The 17,423-nt window shown below is 54.0% G+C and carries 16 protein-coding genes and 1 other RNA gene; 3 read left to right on the top strand and 14 right to left on the bottom strand.

What is annotated here, in order from left to right; all coding sequences use genetic code 11:
• From H2508_RS03105 to ffs, 10 genes are all read right to left on the bottom strand, one after another.
• The gene (locus H2508_RS03105; RefSeq protein ID WP_182168917.1) at positions 1-846 is read right to left on the bottom strand and encodes an AAA family ATPase; all 846 of its coding nucleotides are present in this window, start codon (positions 844-846) and stop codon (positions 1-3) included.
• Positions 847-921: 75 nt separating this feature from the next.
• Positions 922-2,442: a vWA domain-containing protein gene (locus H2508_RS03100; protein WP_182168916.1), complete on the bottom strand. Its 1,521-nt coding sequence runs from the start codon at positions 2,440-2,442 to the stop codon at positions 922-924.
• 17 nt (positions 2,443-2,459) lie between these two features.
• Positions 2,460-2,825 carry a hypothetical protein gene (locus H2508_RS03095; protein ID WP_182168915.1) on the bottom strand — a complete coding sequence of 122 codons (366 nt, stop codon included), beginning with the start codon at positions 2,823-2,825 and terminating at the stop codon, positions 2,460-2,462.
• 11 nt (positions 2,826-2,836) lie between these two features.
• The gene (locus H2508_RS03090; RefSeq protein ID WP_182168914.1) at positions 2,837-3,274 is read right to left on the bottom strand and encodes a YcgN family cysteine cluster protein; all 438 of its coding nucleotides are present in this window, start codon (positions 3,272-3,274) and stop codon (positions 2,837-2,839) included.
• On the bottom strand, positions 3,267-3,539 hold the full coding sequence (locus H2508_RS03085) for a YcgL domain-containing protein (RefSeq protein WP_182168913.1): 273 nt from the start codon (positions 3,537-3,539) through the stop codon (positions 3,267-3,269). Before H2508_RS03085 ends, H2508_RS03090 begins: the two co-directional genes overlap by 8 nt.
• Positions 3,536-4,663, bottom strand: coding sequence for a ribonuclease D (gene rnd / locus H2508_RS03080; protein ID WP_328799300.1), 1,128 nt, complete (start codon positions 4,661-4,663; stop codon positions 3,536-3,538). Before rnd ends, H2508_RS03085 begins: the two co-directional genes overlap by 4 nt.
• A 33-nt stretch (positions 4,664-4,696) precedes the next feature.
• Positions 4,697-5,299, bottom strand: a complete 603-nt coding sequence (gene recR, locus H2508_RS03075) for a recombination mediator RecR (protein ID WP_182170727.1) — start codon at positions 5,297-5,299, stop codon at positions 4,697-4,699.
• 14 nt (positions 5,300-5,313) lie between these two features.
• Positions 5,314-5,637 (bottom strand): YbaB/EbfC family nucleoid-associated protein, encoded by a 324-nt coding sequence (locus H2508_RS03070; protein WP_182168912.1) that lies wholly within the window; start codon positions 5,635-5,637, stop codon positions 5,314-5,316.
• Positions 5,638-5,646: 9 nt separating this feature from the next.
• Positions 5,647-7,545, bottom strand: a complete 1,899-nt coding sequence (gene dnaX / locus H2508_RS03065; RefSeq protein WP_182168911.1) for a DNA polymerase III subunit gamma/tau — start codon at positions 7,543-7,545, stop codon at positions 5,647-5,649.
• 130 nt (positions 7,546-7,675) lie between these two features.
• Positions 7,676-7,772: signal recognition particle sRNA small type (gene ffs, locus H2508_RS03060), an RNA gene on the bottom strand.
• 159 nt (positions 7,773-7,931) lie between these two features.
• Between ffs and H2508_RS03055 the strand changes: the two genes are divergently transcribed.
• The 3 genes from H2508_RS03055 to H2508_RS03045 are packed head-to-tail and all read left to right on the top strand — an operon-like array spanning position 7,932 to position 12,917.
• The gene (locus H2508_RS03055; RefSeq protein WP_182168910.1) at positions 7,932-9,056 is read left to right on the top strand and encodes an efflux RND transporter periplasmic adaptor subunit; all 1,125 of its coding nucleotides are present in this window, start codon (positions 7,932-7,934) and stop codon (positions 9,054-9,056) included.
• Position 9,057: 1 nt separating this feature from the next.
• Positions 9,058-12,177: an efflux RND transporter permease subunit gene (locus H2508_RS03050; RefSeq protein ID WP_182168909.1), complete on the top strand. Its 3,120-nt coding sequence runs from the start codon at positions 9,058-9,060 to the stop codon at positions 12,175-12,177.
• Entirely contained in the window at positions 12,174-12,917 is a 744-nt protein-coding gene (locus H2508_RS03045; protein WP_182168908.1) for a pseudouridine synthase, read from the top strand. Before H2508_RS03050 ends, H2508_RS03045 begins: the two co-directional genes overlap by 4 nt.
• A gap of 35 nt (positions 12,918-12,952) precedes the next feature.
• Here H2508_RS03045 and H2508_RS03040 read toward each other — a convergent pair whose 3' ends face one another.
• The 4 genes from H2508_RS03040 to H2508_RS03025 form a co-directional block, all read right to left on the bottom strand.
• Positions 12,953-14,089 (bottom strand): PQQ-dependent sugar dehydrogenase, encoded by a 1,137-nt coding sequence (locus tag H2508_RS03040; RefSeq protein ID WP_182168907.1) that lies wholly within the window; start codon positions 14,087-14,089, stop codon positions 12,953-12,955.
• A gap of 104 nt (positions 14,090-14,193) precedes the next feature.
• Positions 14,194-14,874, bottom strand: coding sequence for a copper resistance protein B (locus H2508_RS03035; RefSeq protein ID WP_182168906.1), 681 nt, complete (start codon positions 14,872-14,874; stop codon positions 14,194-14,196).
• Positions 14,875-14,950: 76 nt separating this feature from the next.
• The gene (locus tag H2508_RS03030) at positions 14,951-16,825 is read right to left on the bottom strand and encodes a copper resistance system multicopper oxidase (protein WP_182168905.1); all 1,875 of its coding nucleotides are present in this window, start codon (positions 16,823-16,825) and stop codon (positions 14,951-14,953) included.
• Between the two features lie 43 nt (positions 16,826-16,868).
• Positions 16,869-17,390 carry a DUF411 domain-containing protein gene (locus tag H2508_RS03025; protein WP_235964772.1) on the bottom strand — a complete coding sequence of 174 codons (522 nt, stop codon included), beginning with the start codon at positions 17,388-17,390 and terminating at the stop codon, positions 16,869-16,871.
• Between the last annotated feature and the right edge of the window lie 33 nt (positions 17,391-17,423).

Raw genomic sequence — 17,423 nt, 5'->3', positions numbered from 1 at the left:
CTAGCGATTTTCACGCCGATGCATAAAGGCCAGGCGCTCCAGCAAATGGACGTCCTGCTCGTTCTTTAGCAGCGCACCGTAAAGTGGCGGAATCGCTTTGCTGTGGTCGCGCTCTTTGAGTAATTCATCAGGTATATCGTCAGCCATCAAGAGCTTGAGCCAATCGATCAACTCTGAGGTAGATGGCTTTTTCTTCAGGCCAGGAATAGCCCGCAAATCGAAGAATACTTCCAAGGCTTCCTGCACCAAAGACTGGGCAATATTGGGATAATGCACATCGATGATGGCGCGCATAGTTTCGCGGTCAGGGAAATTAATGAAGTGGAAGAAACAGCGACGCAGAAAGGCGTCGGGCAGTTCTTTTTCATTGTTGGAAGTGATGATGATAATCGGACGGTGCTTGGCTTTGACGGTTTCGCCGGTCTCGTAGACGAAGAACTCCATGCGATCCAACTCAACCAGTAAGTCGTTGGGGAACTCGATATCTGCTTTGTCGATCTCGTCAATCAGCAGCACAACCTGCTCGTCAGCATCAAAGGCCTCCCACAACTTGCCCTTACGGATGTAATTGCCAATATCATGAACTTTTTCATCACCGAGCTGCGAGTCACGTAAACGTGAAACGGCGTCGTATTCATAAAGGCCTTGCTGCGCCTTAGTCGTCGATTTAATGTGCCACTGAATTAAGCGCTTACCCAAGCCTTGCGCCACCTCTTCAGCGAGCATGGTTTTACCCGTACCGGGCTCACCTTTAATCAATAGTGGGCGCTCTAGAATGACAGCGGAGTTAACCGCCATGCGCAAATCATCGGTAGCTACGTAGCGCTCAGTCCCCTGAAATTTCATAATCCATCCATTTTCTATAGTAAAAATTGCAAAGCTAACAAGGGTAGCGACAGCGTAAAGCCTTATCAAGCGAGATCACGGGGATTCGCTTCGCTCCCCCTCCAAGTCCTTTAAGCTGCCCACCGAGGGGCTGTGTTGACCTTCTTGGGCCGCCTCAAAGCGCTGTTGCCACAAGCGCAGACGCTGGCGGCGGCGACGGCGGGAGATCAACCAAGATATCACTGCGATTAGAAAAACCACCGCAGCTAGGCTCAGAATTGGCCCTCTCAAGCTAGTCTGGGGGATGTCGAGTGGGCGAGTATTGAAGGCAATAGAGCTAGGATCTCCGATCACTTCAACATACATAGGTAATTCGCGCTGTAGGGTTTCACCCTTGACCCGGGCCAGCAGTTGATAGCGCCCTGGTTCGACAAAGCCTGGTACCTTGACCCGATACTCACCGGTCTCGGGCACTGCATACTGCCCTGAGACATCCAAACGACTGTTAAAGCCTTTGGGGCCGCTAATGTCCACCGTGATATCAAACAGCCCTAACAACTCCGGGTCGGTGATTAACTCTCCGGCATTGCGCAGTCGAATACCAAGCTCAGCCATGCGCTGTGCCGGCATGCTGTTGGGCAGTGGGTCAACTTCAAGCTGCAGATCCGCAATTACGGTGACCCGAACTCGCGCATCTCGCGGGGCCTGCAGCTGCCAGACGCCCGGTTCAGGCGCAGTCACAGTAACAAGGGCAAAGCGATCACTTAAAAACCAATCAACACCGGCTTGCTGAGCGCTAGGTTGATAGACCTGAGCGGAGGGTGCGATCAGCCCGAGCGCTGCTGCGGAATCTTTGTGAAACAGTAGTGCGGTAAATTCCTCGACACTATCGTCAATAACAAACTCAGCGCCGGCCAGTGGCACCCGTGCAGCGGGCGCCACCATATCGAGTGACTGCACGAAAATCTCGGTCAATTGCCCAGCGTTTTTCGCCTTCTCTGCAATGCCTGTGGTGCTAGCGGCTAAAGCTCGCAAAAAACTCCAATCCGCATCATCCGACAAAGCAATGGTGTGTACAGGAATGCCTATTGCCCCAAGTTCTGGCGCAGTATCCATTAACAGCGCACGGGCGGCCTTGGCATTGCGAATGGGTGAGCTGGAAATGTCCACCTTGCCATCAGTCAGCAAAATAACGCTGCTGCGGTAAGCTGGGTTCATGCTAGCGATGTCATAGGTGGCAGCGCTTAGCGCCGCAGGTATGTTGGTGCGCTGACCTGAGTTGTCGATTTGGGCCACCGCCTGCCTCGCCTGATCGCGCCAAGCGGCATCCACTTCACCGTGGGGCACTAGCACCTCGGCCTCTTCTCCAAAGACCCAAACGCCCGCTCTAGCACCATCGGGTAGCAAGCGCACAATTAACTCTAAGGCTGGGCCACGCAAATTATCCGGGTCGGACTGTTTCATGCTGCCCGAGATATCAATGAGCAAGCGCAGGTCGGGCTGCAGCCCGCGCCCTACTACTGCGTCTGCAAGGGCCACACTTGAACACAGCAGGCTGATCATTGCGGTGAGCAAGAGCCCCCGTAGCAGAGCAGCTCGGCGAGTAAAATCACTCATCAGCAACAGAGCTCTGCTCAAGATTGCGCCGTATCATCAGCCGGCTCTTGCCGGCGGTGACGCAGTATGGTCAGGCCCAATATCAAAGCCAATAGCACTGCCGCGGCAAACACAAAGAGCAAGGGGCGCAGGGCGTGTTCGGCTGCCGCCTGATCCACCGTTAACCACTGGAAAGCGGCGACAATTAGGGCCGGCGCCATCGTCTCGATACCCGCTTCTGGATAAGCGGGGGTCAATAATAATGCTGCCGCCGGTAGCAACAGTGCTGCAATCCAAGCTGGGCGCCAGTGCTTGCGCAGCCACCAAGCCAAGCACAGGATAGCCAGCAGCGCAGCGCCGATGTAGCTGGCCATCGCTAACTGGTAAGTCTCTTCACTCAGCACCTGATACTCTCCTAGTCAATCCACGTAATGATGTGGTCTTCATATTCATAAAAGCGTACATCCTCATCAGAGACGGTATTGTTACGCACCGTCATCCCCGCCCGCCGCACACTTTCGGGGTCACCACTCACCAAAGGGTGCCAGTCGTGAAGGGCTTTTCCATTAGCGCGCAGACGGTAGGCACAGGTCGATGGCAACCATTGAAAATCAGCCGTGTTTTCAGGGCTTAACTTGACGCAATCAGCCACTTTTTCGAGGCGGTTAGCATAATCAGAACAGCGCGAAGTTTTCTCATCTAACAAGCGACAGCGTATCCGCGTGAAATGGTATTCACCGGTCTCTTCATCTTCTAACTTATGTAGACAGCAACGGCCACAGCCATCGCAGAGTGCTTCCCATTGCTCAGTGCTGAGCTGATCCAGTGTTAAGGTATTCCACCACTCAGTCATTGGCACGTTCCCTATTTAATAACTGCGCAGGTGTCGGTGGCATCTGCAGATAAAAACCTTGAGCTGCAATTTGCTCTAGAACCTCCCGAGCATCCGCTCTCGCCAGGCGGCGCTCAGGGCTCAACAGCAGTGACATCACTGGCACCGGCTCACCAAATTGTTTAAGAAGGACCTCTGGCACATCCTCAAGTCCTTTGTCTTTATCGACATAGAGATAAGTCTCGGGCTTTTTCGAACTGCGAAAAATCTGGCACAAAAGCGTCATAGTTTACTGCCTTGTAACAATTGCCGCAGAGGCTCAATCACATGCTCAGCACGCCAACCCTGCCAGTGCAGCGGCTCCGCTTGACTGCCATCAGCCTCAAGCTCACGAATCAATGCCTCATAATCTTTGGCCTGGAGTAAGACCTCAGGAGCCACCTGAAGTTGCGCGGCAATTTTCTTGGCCTCCCGTCGCAAGTACTTACCCTGCCCCCGCTGACGGGCTGACAATGGCGCTGGCAGTGGCTGGGGCAAATCCTCCTCGGGCAACTTGGCTTGCTCAGACAAGAGCCTTAATAATTGATCGCTATAGCGTCGCAAAACAGCCTCGGGCAGCTCTAGCGCAGCGCGCATGGCCTCGTAATCTGTAGGCAGCGCAGCAGCCAACTGCAGGCAAGCTTGATCGTCGATAATCCAAGAGCGAGGCTTGTCTTTGCTACGCGCTGTCTGATCGCGCCATTCGCATATAGCAATCAGTGCCGCTAATTGGCGCGAATCTAACTTCCAGGCTGATTTAATCCGCGTGTGATAGCTCGGCGATACCGCGGCCTGATTATTTATCGCGTCCTCACCGTCACTCAACACCCAATCTAGCTTGCCCTGCGCTTCGCACTCTGCTGCCAGCTGATGATAAACATCCAATAAATGCAGAACATCCTGCGCTGCGTACTGACACTGGGCATCTGTCAGCGGGCGCTGCAGCCAATCAGAGCGTGTCTCGTCCTTGGGCAGAGTGATATCACAGAGCTCCTGCACCAAGGCGCGATAACCCATGCCAAAACCCCGATCCAGCAAAGCCGCTGCTCGCTGAGTATCAAAGAGTGGGCTGGGCAGCGCATCAAGCCAAAGACTAAAAACCTCTAAGTCTTCACTCGGCGAATGCAGGACCTTGATGATGCCTGGAGCTGTCATTAGATCTCGCAGCGGCTCAAGTTCAGTAATTTTCAGTGGGTCAATCAGCCAAGCTTTGTTATCAAAGCAAAGCTGCAATAAAGCCTCCTTAGGGTAAAAGGTGCTTTGACGCATAAATTCTGTATCGACAGCAACGGCCGTAGCATCTGCATGCTGCGCTAATAATTCGCGCAGACTGGCGTCGTCTTCGATCAATTGCCATTCTATTGTTTCCACTCTTGCTCCGCTATTTGGCCTAGTAGTTGAAAGTCACTGTTCTAGTTTACGTCGCCCGCTGAAAGCGTGAGCCAAGGTGCTGCCATCGACATACTCCAACTCGCCACCTAAGGGTACACCGTGAGCGATCCGCGACACCTTAATACCTCGTGGCAGTAACATGTCGCTCAGATAATAAGCGGTAGCCTCACCTTCAACCGTGGGATTGGTCGCCAAGATGACTTCTTCAATGCCCTCTTCCACCACCCGCTGCTGGAATTTATCTAAGCCGATTTCCACTGGCCCGATGCCGTCGATAGGAGAAAGGTGCCCCATCAAGACAAAATAGAGACCGCGATAGCTCCCGCTCTGCTCCACTGCCAAGACATCAGCCGGGGTCTCCACAACACAGATCATGTGGCGATCACGGCGGCTGTCACTGCAGATTTCACAGATATCCAACTCGGTGAAATTACGGCAGCGCTGACAGTGATCTACGCGCGCCATGGCATATTGCAAGGCTTCCGCCAGAGCCGTGGCACCCTCGCGGTCGCGCTCGAGGAGATGCAGTGTCATACGCTGGGCGGATTTAGGCCCCACCCCGGGCAGGCAGCGCAGCGCCTCGATCAAATCCATCAGCGCAGGGCTGAACTTCATCATTGAATGCCGCCTTAAAAGGGCATTTTAAAGCCAGCAGGCAAATCCATACCTGCTGTTAGACCTGACATGGCGTCGCGGTTGTTGGCCTCAACTTTACGCACCGCATCGTTTACCGCCGCGGCTAATAAGTCTTCCAAAACTTCTTTGTCTTCAGTCAAAACGCTATCGTCTATCGTGACCCGTCTGACATCGTGACGGCCGGTCATCAGCACCTTAACCAGCCCGGCTGCGGCTTCACCCGTTACTTCTGCCTGAGCCATTTCCTGTTGTTTTTTCTGCAGTTCTTCCTGCATTTTTTGGGCCTGTTGCATCAGGTCCGACATACTGCCTTTCATGGTATTTCCTCAATTATCTAGAGGCGCAATGGAGCTAGGGTCCAACTCGCCATCAAATCGTTCAATCAATTGCTGCAGCACTGGGTCCGTCTCAATAGCGTGGACCGCCTGCGCTTGTCGCTCTGCCGCAAAACGCAGTTTGCGCTGTGCTGGACTCTCAGCCTGCAATGCAGCGGGCTCAATGAGAACGCTGAGCTCTGTATCAAAATACTGGTTCAGCGCCCGTCGAATTCTCTCCGTGTGGCCGCTATTAAACAAGCTTGCATTATCTTCATCTAAGTTAAATAGCAGCTCTTTGTCACTGACACTACGCAGCTCACAGTTCGAGGCTACGTTATAGACAATACCTGAGAGCCCAAGTTGCTCCAGTAGTTCATGCCATGTTTCAGCGCGCAACTCTGCCAGCGACATTTTTGCCTTCGCTGCACTGGCGATTTGCCCGGGCAGTGCTGAATCTAGCGCCTTGGGGGCCGGCCTTGCCTCTGAATTAGCCGCGCTCTGCGCTTGGCTGGTCAGATTCGGATTCGGCTTCACCTTTGCCTCCGGCTCCACCCTAGCTGTTGCAAACTCAGCCGGCGCAGCGCTTGATGCAGCCGATGCCCTTACAGTGGCAGGCGCTTGTGCAAATAGTGCTTGAGCTGAGGGCGCCGCTTGGCTTGAAGACGCTGTCCTTGCCGACTCTTCGGGCTGTGCGGCTGGCGGCACCCGGGCCTCATGGGGCTTTTTTACCGGGTCCTGCGCGACCTCCTGCGCGGCAGGCCTAGCAGTACTGGGTTTATTGTCTACAGGGGTCACAGCTGAGGCGGCCTCAGCGTCGAGCACCAATGCTGGACGGAAGGCCAACATGCGCAGCAAGGTCATTTCAAAACCGCCACGCGGGTCTGCCGCCAATGGAATGTCTCGCTTACCATTGATCGCCATCTGGTAATACAGCTGAGTATCTTCTGCCGTCATAGCAGCAGCCAACTGGCTAATGCGCTCTGCATCACCCCAGCTATTATCTACCGCATCGGGCACCGCTTGGGCGATTGCCACACGATGTAACAGGGAAACCAACTCATCCATAGCGGACTCAAAATCCGGGGCATGCTCACTCATGCGCGCCACGACTTCGAGCACTGCGGCCGGCTCAGAGGCGATCACTGCCTCTAGTACTTGATAGATAAAGCTGGTATCGACGGTACCTAGCATGCTGCGCACATCCGCTTCGCGCAAGGTCCCGGCACCAAAGGCAATGGCCTGATCAGTCAGACTCAGCCCATCTCGCATACTGCCTGCTGCAGCCCGCCCCAGTAGCCACAGAGCTGGGAGCTCATAGCTAATCATTTCTTTATCTAGAACGTCTTTGAGGTGCCCAACCACCTGCTCAGCCGGCATGTTTTTGAGGTTAAATTGTAAACAGCGTGATAAAACAGTTGCCGGCAGCTTTTGCGGATCAGTAGTTGCCAGCAAAAACTTTACATGGGCTGGCGGCTCTTCGAGGGTTTTAAGCAAAGCATTAAAACTTTGCGTGGTCAGCATGTGCACCTCGTCGATGATATAGACCTTAAATCGCGAGGAAGTTGGGGCATACTGCACGTTATCTAGCAGTTCCCGGGTGTCATCTACTTTGGTCCGCGATGCCGCATCCACTTCCAGCACATCAACACTGCGCCCTTGAGCAATTTCGCTGCAAGAGCCGCACTGCCCACAAGGCTCAGAAGTCACGCCCTGCTCACAGTTGAGGCATTTGGCCATAATGCGGGCAATAGTGGTCTTGCCCACACCCCGGGTGCCGGTAAACAAATAAGCGTGATGCAGGCGGTCGTGGTCGAGGGCATTAATGAGCGCTTTGAGCACATGCTCTTGACCCACCAGCTCACGAAAACTATTGGGCCGCCATTTGCGTGCCAGTGCCTGATAGGACATGCGAATCGGTGCCTTAATGCAAAAGGTCTAGGATACACCAGCGAGCCGCACACGGGAAAGGAAGCCACCCTATTGTGACTAAAAAGCGCGCTATAATTGGGGAAACAAAGGGACAAGATAATGGAGGCGACCCGAACAGCCACACCCCGGCACACGAGTCAGTAATTACCGTTGCTCCCTTCCGGGCCTGGCGGGGTTCACTACCTATCGTTGCGAGGGGACCGCTCGAGCCGCCATAGCAACTCTGCAGCTCGATGCAGAGGGCGCGTATTGTGTCTGAAAGATACTCACTGTGCAAGGCCGACTAGCCGCTTTACTATCCTTTTGCTTGACAGTGATCTTCGCACACATACCATAGGGCAGCTTTTCGCCCAGAGACCCAATCGATGCCACATACCTCTTCTGGCTCCGGCGCCCTGCGAAGCAACCTCGGCGCTATCACACTGGCACTGGTCTTAGTCCTAGCCCTTAGCAGTTTTTTGCAATGGCGCGCCAGCGCTGAGCCCAATGTTAAGCAGATCGAGCCAATGCCTGTAGCCAGCACTGTCTACAGACTAGAGCAAAGCTTTGACAGCAAACGCCAGTTCTTGGGCTTGGTCCAAGCCGGTCAGCGCACCGACCTAGGCTTCGAGTCCGCCGGTCTATTGGCCGAGGTCACTGTCAACGAGGGCGCCAAAGTGAGCGCCGGTCAAGTGCTAGCGCGCTTGGATGAGCAGCGCTTGCAAGCGCAGCGCAGTGCTGCCGCTGCAGAGCTAGACACTCTAAAAGCAGAGTTAGAGCTGGCTCGCCTAAAAGCTAAGCGGCAACAAGACTTACAAGCTACAGGAGCGGTATCCCGTGAGGCCTATGATGAAAGTAGACTGCGTGCAGAGGCCCTAGCGGCTCAGCACAAGGCTATTCAAGCTCAGCTCAAACGCCTCGATATCGACCTAGATAAACTCATGCTTCGAGCCCCTTTTGATGGGGTTGTGGCGGCTAGGTACTTAGACCCAGGGACTGTCGTTGCGCCTGGTACCGCGATTCTGCGCCTAATTCAATCCGGCGTTCGCGAAGCGCATATTGGCGTGGCAGCTCCGCTAATTGAAGACCTTGAGATAGGCCACAGCTACCAGTTGAACTGGCGCGACCAGCAAGTGCCGGCCATCCTGCGCGCCATCAGACCCGATATAGACTCCCGAACCCGAACTGCAATCGCCGTTTTTTCACTGCCGGAAAATAGTACTGCTATGGATGGCGAGGCCATCACATTAGAGCTAACCCATAGCGTGCAGCAAGCCGGCGGTTGGCTGCCCTTGGCAGCGCTACTCGAGGGACAGCGAGGCATCTGGAATGTGCTCTCCTTAACAGAGCAAGATGGGCAGATCGTAAGCGCTAGAGAAGTAGTTGAAGTTTTAGAGCTTCGCGCCGATCAAGCCTATGTGCGCGGCACCCTGGTCGATGGTCAGCGAGTGATCGCCGATGGCATCCACCGGGTTGCCCCGGGCTCCCCAGTCACCGTACTGGAACGCTGAGATGCTGGCCTCAGCCCTGTACAAAAACCAGCGCTACTGCGTCCTCTTTATCCTAATTATCATTGCCGTGGGTATCAGCAGCTTTCGCTCGATCGCGCGCCAAGAAGACCCTTCTATCACCAACTTTATTGCAACCGCGACGACATTCTTTCCCGGTGCCACGCCGGAACGCGTTGAAGCACTGGTGACCCGACCGCTTGAAGATCAGTTGCGCCGCATACCAGAGATCGACGAGCTCCGCTCCACCTCCAGCGCCGGCGTGTCATTTATCAATATTACGCTCCACGAAACTCTGGCCAAGAGTGACATAGCGCGCGCTTGGTCCGAAATACGGGACGCTTTAGGTGATGCCCAAAGTCAATTTCCTAGTGGTGTTGGCGCCCCGGTATTTGACGATGATCGACTCTCCGCCTATACCCGCATCTATGGTTTGCGCGCCGCAAAGGGCCATGACATCTCTCTGTCACTGCTTAACCGTTTGGCACAAGACTTTGCTGATGCGGCGCGCAATGTTTCCGGCACCGAACGGGTAGACCTTTATGGTGAACCCGAGGAAGAGGTGCGAGTATCCGTTAACGAGGCCGCCCTAGCCGCTCGGGGACTGAGCCTTAGCCACCTAGCTCAGGCCCTTAGTGCTGCGGACCCTAAGGTATCGGCGGGCCGCAGCTCAGGATCAGGCAGCGAGCTATTGGTAGAAATTGGCGGGGAATTTGATTCACTCGCTCGCATTCGCAAGGCCATTGTCGCCACCAACGAAGATGGCAATACGGTAACAGTCGCTGATATTGCCAAGGTCTATAAAACGAGCAGCAGCCCACCACCGGCCATGGCCTTAATCAATGGCCAACCCGGTATCCTCATTGGCATTGCTATGTCCGATGGTTTGCAGGTCGATGTATGGAGCAAAAATTTTGCTGACTTTGCCGATCAGTGGCAGGCCTCGGCGCCACAGGCTGTGAGCTTAGAGAGCACTTACGATCAAAGTGTTTATACCCAAGAGCGCTTGAAGGAAGTAGCGCAAAACCTGCTCTTAGGTGTCGTGCTGGTACTGCTGGTACTACTTTTCACCCTAGGCTGGCGCGCGGCAATTGTGGTCGCCGTAATTCTGCCTCTATGTGCTTTGATGTCCATCACCCTGCTTTACTATTGGGGCGTGGCGCTGCACCAGATGTCAGTGACCGGCATGGTAGTCGCACTGGGCCTCTTGGTGGATGGCTCCATTGTCATGACTGATGAAGTTCGCAAACGCTTGCAGCGCGGCCTCACGCCACTGGCGGCGATCACTACGGCCGTCACACGGCTGCGCATACCCCTGTTATCAAGTACCGCCACGACCATTCTAGCTTTTATGCCGATGGTTGTACTGCCCGGCCCTTCCGGCGACTTTATGGGAACCATTGCCAAATCGGTCGTGGTTATGCTGGCTTCCTCCCTGCTCTTAGCACTGACAATCACTCCAGTACTGGCTGCATGGCTGCTACCGGCCGGCCTGCGATGGGACAGCCACTGGTGGGAGCGAGGCGCAGAGGGAGGAAGACCAAGCCGGCTCTTGCAAGACAGTCTCGACTGGACACTGGCACACCCAGCTGCTGGAATCGCCCTCGCGCTGGTTTTACCACTCAGTGGCTTTCTCTCCTTTGGTACTTTAACTGCTCAGTTCTTCCCAAGTACCGATCGCGACCAACTGTATATTCAGGTGAAATTACCTGATGGTCGATCCATTTACGACAGCCAAGCACTAGTGACCAAGCTCGACCAAAAGCTCCGCGCGGAAGCACTAGTAAAGCGTGTTGATTGGACCTTAGGTGAAAGCCCGCCTGCGTTCTACTACAACATGTATCGAATGAAGGAAGGCATCCCAAGCTGGGCTGAAGCACTGGTGATGACACAGGATGCCCGGCAAACCGATGACCTGATTCGCCGCTTACAACAGGAGGTCGATCGCGACTACCCTGAGGCTCGAATCATTGTTAGAGGCATCGACCAAGGCCCGCCAGTGATGGCACCGCTAGAAGTTGAGATTTACGGCCCGAACCTTGATCGGCTGCGTCATCTTGGAGAGCAGTTTAGACAGCGCATGGAGCGGGTGCCTGATGTCACCCACACCAATGCCAGCCTATCAGGAGGCGCACCCAAACTGCTATTTCAAGTAGACGAGTCCCAGGCACAGTTAGCTGGACTGCAATTGACTAGCGTCGCCGACACTCTGGATGCGAGCCTGCGTGGGCTGCACGCCGGCGAATTACTGGAAGATACACAGCGCTTGCCAGTGCGAGTTCGCCTTGAGGAGCAGCGCTGGAGCAATGCTGAGGACATTGGCAATATTCGGATCAGTAGCGCCACAAGCACAGCCGGTGCACTGCCCTTCGGCACGCCACTTAGCGCGCTGGGTAAAGTAACACTCAGACCTTCGAGCAGCCCTATCTCGCGCAAAAACGGCGAGCGAGTCAACACGGTGCAAGCCTATTTAACCCGCGGCGTGCTACCCGAAGAAGCTTTGAAGTTTCTGCGTGCCGATCTGGCCGAAGACCCCATCGCTCTGCCCGATGGCTACCGTATTAGCTTTGGCGGCGACTCCGATGTGCGCGCCGATGTCATGGACCATATCATGGCGCCAATCGGCATGATCCTCGCTGCCCTGCTAGCAACGATTGTGCTGACCTTTAATTCATGGCGCCTATCGGCAGTCGCCATGCTGGTCTGCCTCTGCTCTTTAGGCCTTAGCCTGTTAGCGCTAGCAATCTTTCGCTACCCCTTCGGCATCCAGGCAGTGATCGGTGTGATTGGCTCCATCGGTGTATCGATTAATGCCGCCATTATCATTATGACTGCCCTGCAACTCGAACCTAGAGCAATGCGCGGCGAACTGCTGGCGGTGCGCCAAGTGGTGATGGACTCAAGCCGGCATATTGTCTCTACTACCATCACCACCTTCGGTGGCTTCCTGCCTTTAATTTTGGAGGACAGTCTCTTTTGGCCGCCCTTTGCGATGGCCATTGCTGGCGGCGTGTTACTGTCTACCATCGTGTCATTTTTCTTGGTGCCACCGCTGTTTGTGGTGCTCAATCGGCTGCGCTGGAAGGCTAGCCGCGGGGTTTTTCTAAAAGTGCTCAGCGCATGAATGACTGTCATGAGACCACTGAGCTCCCGATCATCTATCGTGACGAGCAACTAGTCGCTATCGATAAACCCGCCGGTTTACTGGTTCACCGCAGCCCCATTGATCGCCGGGAAACACGCTTTGCACTGCAACTACTCCGCGACCAGATAGGCCAGCGTGTGTACCCAATACATCGCTTAGATAAACCCACTTCTGGTGTCTTGCTGTTTGCCCTTAACTCAAGTATTGCAGCAGCGCTATCGGAACAGTTTCAGCAGCGCTCGGTGGCCAAAACTTACTTGGCGGTCGTACGCGGCTATTGCCCGCCAAGTGGTGAGGTCGATCACGCCATTCGCGATGATGCCGACAAACTTGCCGGCTTAGCGCGCGGCCCTGCACGGGAAGCGCTGACTCGCTATCGCCGGCTAGCAAGCATCGAGTTACCCTATGCCGTTGATCGCTACCCTAGTGCACGTTACTCACTGGTGGAGCTACAGCCGCTGACTGGGCGCAAGCATCAATTGCGCCGACACATGAAGCATTTAGGCTACCCCATCATCGGCGATGCCAATCACGGCAAGGGCGTACACAACCGCTTTTTTGCTACTGAGCTGGGAGTAAAGCGTCTCTTGCTGAGCTGCACTGAGCTGCAATTAAAGCACCCCATAAGTGGCGAACAGCTCTGCTTAAGGGCGCCGCCAAGTGGCAGTTTCTTGCAACTACTAGAGCGCTTTGATTGGGTATCAGCGCTCAGTCATTAGCCCGAGCGCTGAGATTATTTAGGCCCTAAAGCGTTTTAAGGCTGTCGTGGCGTGAGCTTCAGTAGACGTCCTTTACTCTCATTGCGATCATCCTCTAGGAGCCAGATAGCACCCTCTGGACCCTGCTCTACTTCGCGAATCCTGCTGCCCATCGGAAAGCGTTCGGCTTCTCGTGCTTCATCGCCATCGAACACTACGCGCAGCAGAGCCTTAGCGGACAAGCTGCCGATAAAGGCACTACCCTGCCACTGGGGGAATAAATCGGCGTCATAGAACATCAAACCGGCCGGTGAAATAGCCGGCACCCAGTAAGCTTTGGGGGCCTCTAGATCTGGGCGTGTATGGTGATCGGGAATAGGATCACCATTGTAGTGGTTACCGTTGGAGACCAATGGATAGCCATAATTCCTGCCCGGCAAAATCAGGTTGAGCTCATCACCGTGAGCGGGCCCCATCTCATGGCTCCATAAGCGGCCCTGCGCATCAAATGCTAAGCCCAGAGGATTGCGATGGCCCAGCGACCAAATTTCTGCGCTGACCCCAGCCTGCTCAACAAAGGGGTTGTCACTAGGAATACTGCCATCATCACGCAGGCGAACGATTTTTCCAAGGTTGCCCGACATATCTTGGGCGGGGTCAAAGGCCTGGCGCTCACCGGAGGAAATAAATAACTCCTTGCTATCAGAGAGCGCGATGCGATGAGCAAAGTGGCCGCGACCAGTCACTTTCGGTGTCTGTCGCCATATAACCGATAGATCATGCAGTGTCGCTGCGCCCTCTTCGCTCAAATCGAGAACAGCCCTAGCCACAGCTGCTCCGCGGGTATCGTCATCACCTGCTTCGACATAGCTTAAGTAGACCAAGCCATTAGTGCTAAAGTCTGGATGCAATACAATATCGCCTAAGCCACCTTGACCACCATAATCCACCTGCGGCAGGCCTGAAACAGATTCCACTTGCTGGCCATCGCGGCTGAGCAACAGCAAGCGACCAGGTTTTTCAGTCACCAGGAGGCGACCGTCGGGCAAAAACGTCATCGCCCAAGGCTCCTCAAACTGCGCCACGCTAGTCAGCTCAAAGGGCAGCTTCTGCTCACTAACACAAGCGGCGCTAAAGCCAAGCAGCGCGAGCATGACTAAGCGCTTAATAGAAATAACCAATGAACTTTTCATACTCTGCCTCGCTATTCTTTCATGTGGATTTTAAACAATAGACTAACATAGCCACGCAGCGGCCCATTCATAGCCCCGCAGTCAAGCGAAGACCTGAACTGCACTTAAAACCAGCTGCGAATACCAATCACCCACTGCCATTCACTGCTATCCAAGCCCTCTTGCCGAGCAAAGTCAGCGGTATTGCCAAAGCGCTTAGTCCAATAGATGCCCATATAAGGGGCAAACTCTCGGCGGATTTCGTAGCGCAACCTCAGACCCGCCTCGATATCAGATAGTCCCGAACCGATTCCGTGCTCAGCATCATTTTGAGCATGAAGATTGAGCTCGATTTCCGGGCTTAATATAAGCCGCTGGGTAAACAGCAGCTCATATTCAGCCTCCAAGCGCAGGGCTGCACGACCACTCTCGCCAATAAACAAAGCACTGTCGATCTCAAAGTAATAAGGCGCCAGGCCTTGAATGCCGATCACCGCCCAACTGCGACTGGGGCTCGGTTTAAGGTCCTTGCGCAAGCCCAACTGGAAGTCCCAGTAAGGTGCGATAGCTTTATTATAGAGCGCCTGCAACTCAAGCTCTTGGCTATTACCCTCGCTGCGTTCTGCATCCACTTTGAACCAGAGCTTGTGGAGGTCTTTACCCACCCAGCCCTGAGCATCTAGAACCCAAGTCTCATCCTCATCAGTATCACGCAGCTCTAGTTGATCAATGATCAGCTTCGATACCAGCGGGTCATCATCGCCAGCAGCTAAGGACGTATTGCCCCAAATGAGAAGCAGCGTCATCAAACTAGTCTGGAGACTGAATCTTGCTGGTAGAGAGATTAATGGTTTAGTTAATTGCTGCATTGCTATCGCCTCCCTAGCGCACTCTCACTTCACGAAACATACCGGCCATGTGGTATATCAAGTGACAGTGATAAGCCCAGCGACCGATAGCATCAGCCGTGACTAAATAACTGACTTTTGAACCCGGCTGCACAATCACCGTGTGCTTGCGCGGAATATGCAGTGGGTCCCCCGTTTCAAGCTCACTCCACATGCCATGTAAGTGCATCGGGTGAGTCATCATGGTGTCGTTCACTAAGGTAATGCGGACGCGCTCGCCATATTGCAGCTCTAAGGGTTCAGCATCAGAGTATCTGATGCCATTCATAGACCACATATAGCGGCTCATATTGCCAGTCAGATGCAGCTCAATTTCTCTTGATGGCTCACGTGGGTCAGCTGTCGTATAGAGGTTTCTTATATCGGCATAAGTCAAAACTTTTCTGCCGTGAAGCTCAGCGTGCTGGCGCAAACCAATGCCCGGATCAGCGATGCCATCCTGAGGGCTTTCCGCCAGCATATCCACATGGGGACCATGTTCACTGGCTAGGTGCCTTATGTCACGATTACTACCAAAGCCCGCTTTAGCTAAAGGCTCTGCATGATCAGAGTGAGCTGAATGATCCACTGTCATCAGGCCAGTCATGGGCTGCTGATGATGATGTTCTGCGCCTGGCCTATGACTCATGTCATGCTGATTATGATCAGCCTGCGCGCCGTGCTCGGCCTGAGCTTCCATATCGTGCATGCCGTGATCCATACCCATATCGCGGTGCCCTAGAATCGGCGCGGCATCCATCGCTGGCACAACTGCCTGCAAACTCTGATCCGGCGTCAAAGTACCGCGGGTAAAGCCACTGCGATCAATACTTTGAGCAAAGACAGTGTAGGCACTGTCATCACTGGGCTGGACAATCACATCATAGGTCTCGGCCACTCCTAGACGGAACTCATCAACGCTCACCGGCTCAATATTCTGCCCATCGGCCGCAACTACAGTCATAGTCAAACCGGGAATACGTACATCAAAAATCGTCATTGATGCAGCGTTAATAAAGCGCAAGCGTATCTTTTCGCCGCGTTTGAACAGCCCGACCCAGCCTTCATCAGGCGTGGCACCATTCATTAAGTAGGTATAGGTATAGCCCGTGACATCAGATATGTCTGTCTCACTCATGCGCATGTGGTTCCACATAGCACGCTCGCGCCAGGTTTGCGCCACCCCTTTTTCTTTAATATCGCGCCACAAATCCCCCGCCGTACGCTGGCTAAAATTATAGTAATGGCTAAACTTTTTTAGCTTGGCGTAGATGTCTTGTGGGTCCTCATCAGACCAGTCTGACAACATAACGACATAATCTCGGTCATAGCTAAAGGGCTCGGGTTCCTTCGGGTCAATCACGATAGCTCCGTACATGCCCCTAGGTTCCTGATAGCCCGAGTGGCTGTGATACCAGTATGTACCGCTCTGATTAACGTCAAATTGGTACTCAAAGCTTTCACCGGGCTTAATTCCCTCAAAGCTCAAACCAGGCACGCCGTCCATTCCGGACGGCAAAATAATGCCATGCCAGTGGATTGATGTGTCTTCAGCCAGGTTATTCTTGACTCGTAGGCGAACTCGCTCACCTTCGCGCCAGCGCAAGATAGGCGCTGGAACCGAAGCATTGATGGCAGTGGCCACACGACTCTTACCGGTAAAATTGACCGCCTGATAAGCGACATTCAAATCAAATTGATTACCCCTTAAGGTCACCGGCCCCTGACGACTGTTTGGGCTGGCCATAGATAAAGCTGAGCCAGCACCCAGACCTAAACAGGCACCAGTAGCGGCTAGGCCTGTCACAAAACGACGTCGAGACATTGAGCTGCGCGTCAATGGCTGCTGCCCATATAGACGATTTTTCATTTTGCCCTCGTAAGAAATTGCTCCAGCGAAAATCAATAGCTACTTACTGGGCACTGCCAATATGCTCATAGATATCATCACTGCCATCTTTATAAAGCACCAAGACGGCATACTCGTCTTGACGGCTGCCGACTTCCATGCCCGGACTGCCAACAGGCATACCCGGTACAACTAGGCCCAGAGCATTGGCGGGCGGATTGGCCAGAAAGCGATGAATAATATCGGCGGGGATATGCCCCTCAAAGACATAGCCTTCTTGAGACACAGCGGTGTGACAAGATTGGTAAGGCGCCGTAATACCCTTGTCAATCTTGAATTGGTTTAAATCGACCGGGTGGTGGCCCAGCGTTTCAAAGCCTGAAGCATCTGCGTGCTCCATCCATTTCCCGCAGCAGCCGCAAGTTGGGCTTTTATAAACGTCTAAACTGACCACAGCGGAGTTAGCTTGGGCTTTCTCGGTACTCGCGGCAGCACTATCGAGCTGCTCAGAACAGGCTGCAAGGCTTAGTAATAGCGCTGAGATCGCGCTCAATTGAAGGACACACTTACGTAAATGTTTCATCATAATTCTCACTGAAAGAGCAAAAGCTCTGCTATT

The sequence above is a fragment of the Sediminihaliea albiluteola genome (assembly GCF_014077625.1).
Lineage (GTDB): Bacteria > Pseudomonadota > Gammaproteobacteria > Pseudomonadales > Halieaceae > Sediminihaliea > Sediminihaliea albiluteola.
Note: the sequence above shows the minus strand (reverse complement) of the source record. Positions and strands in the feature narration are given on the sequence as shown.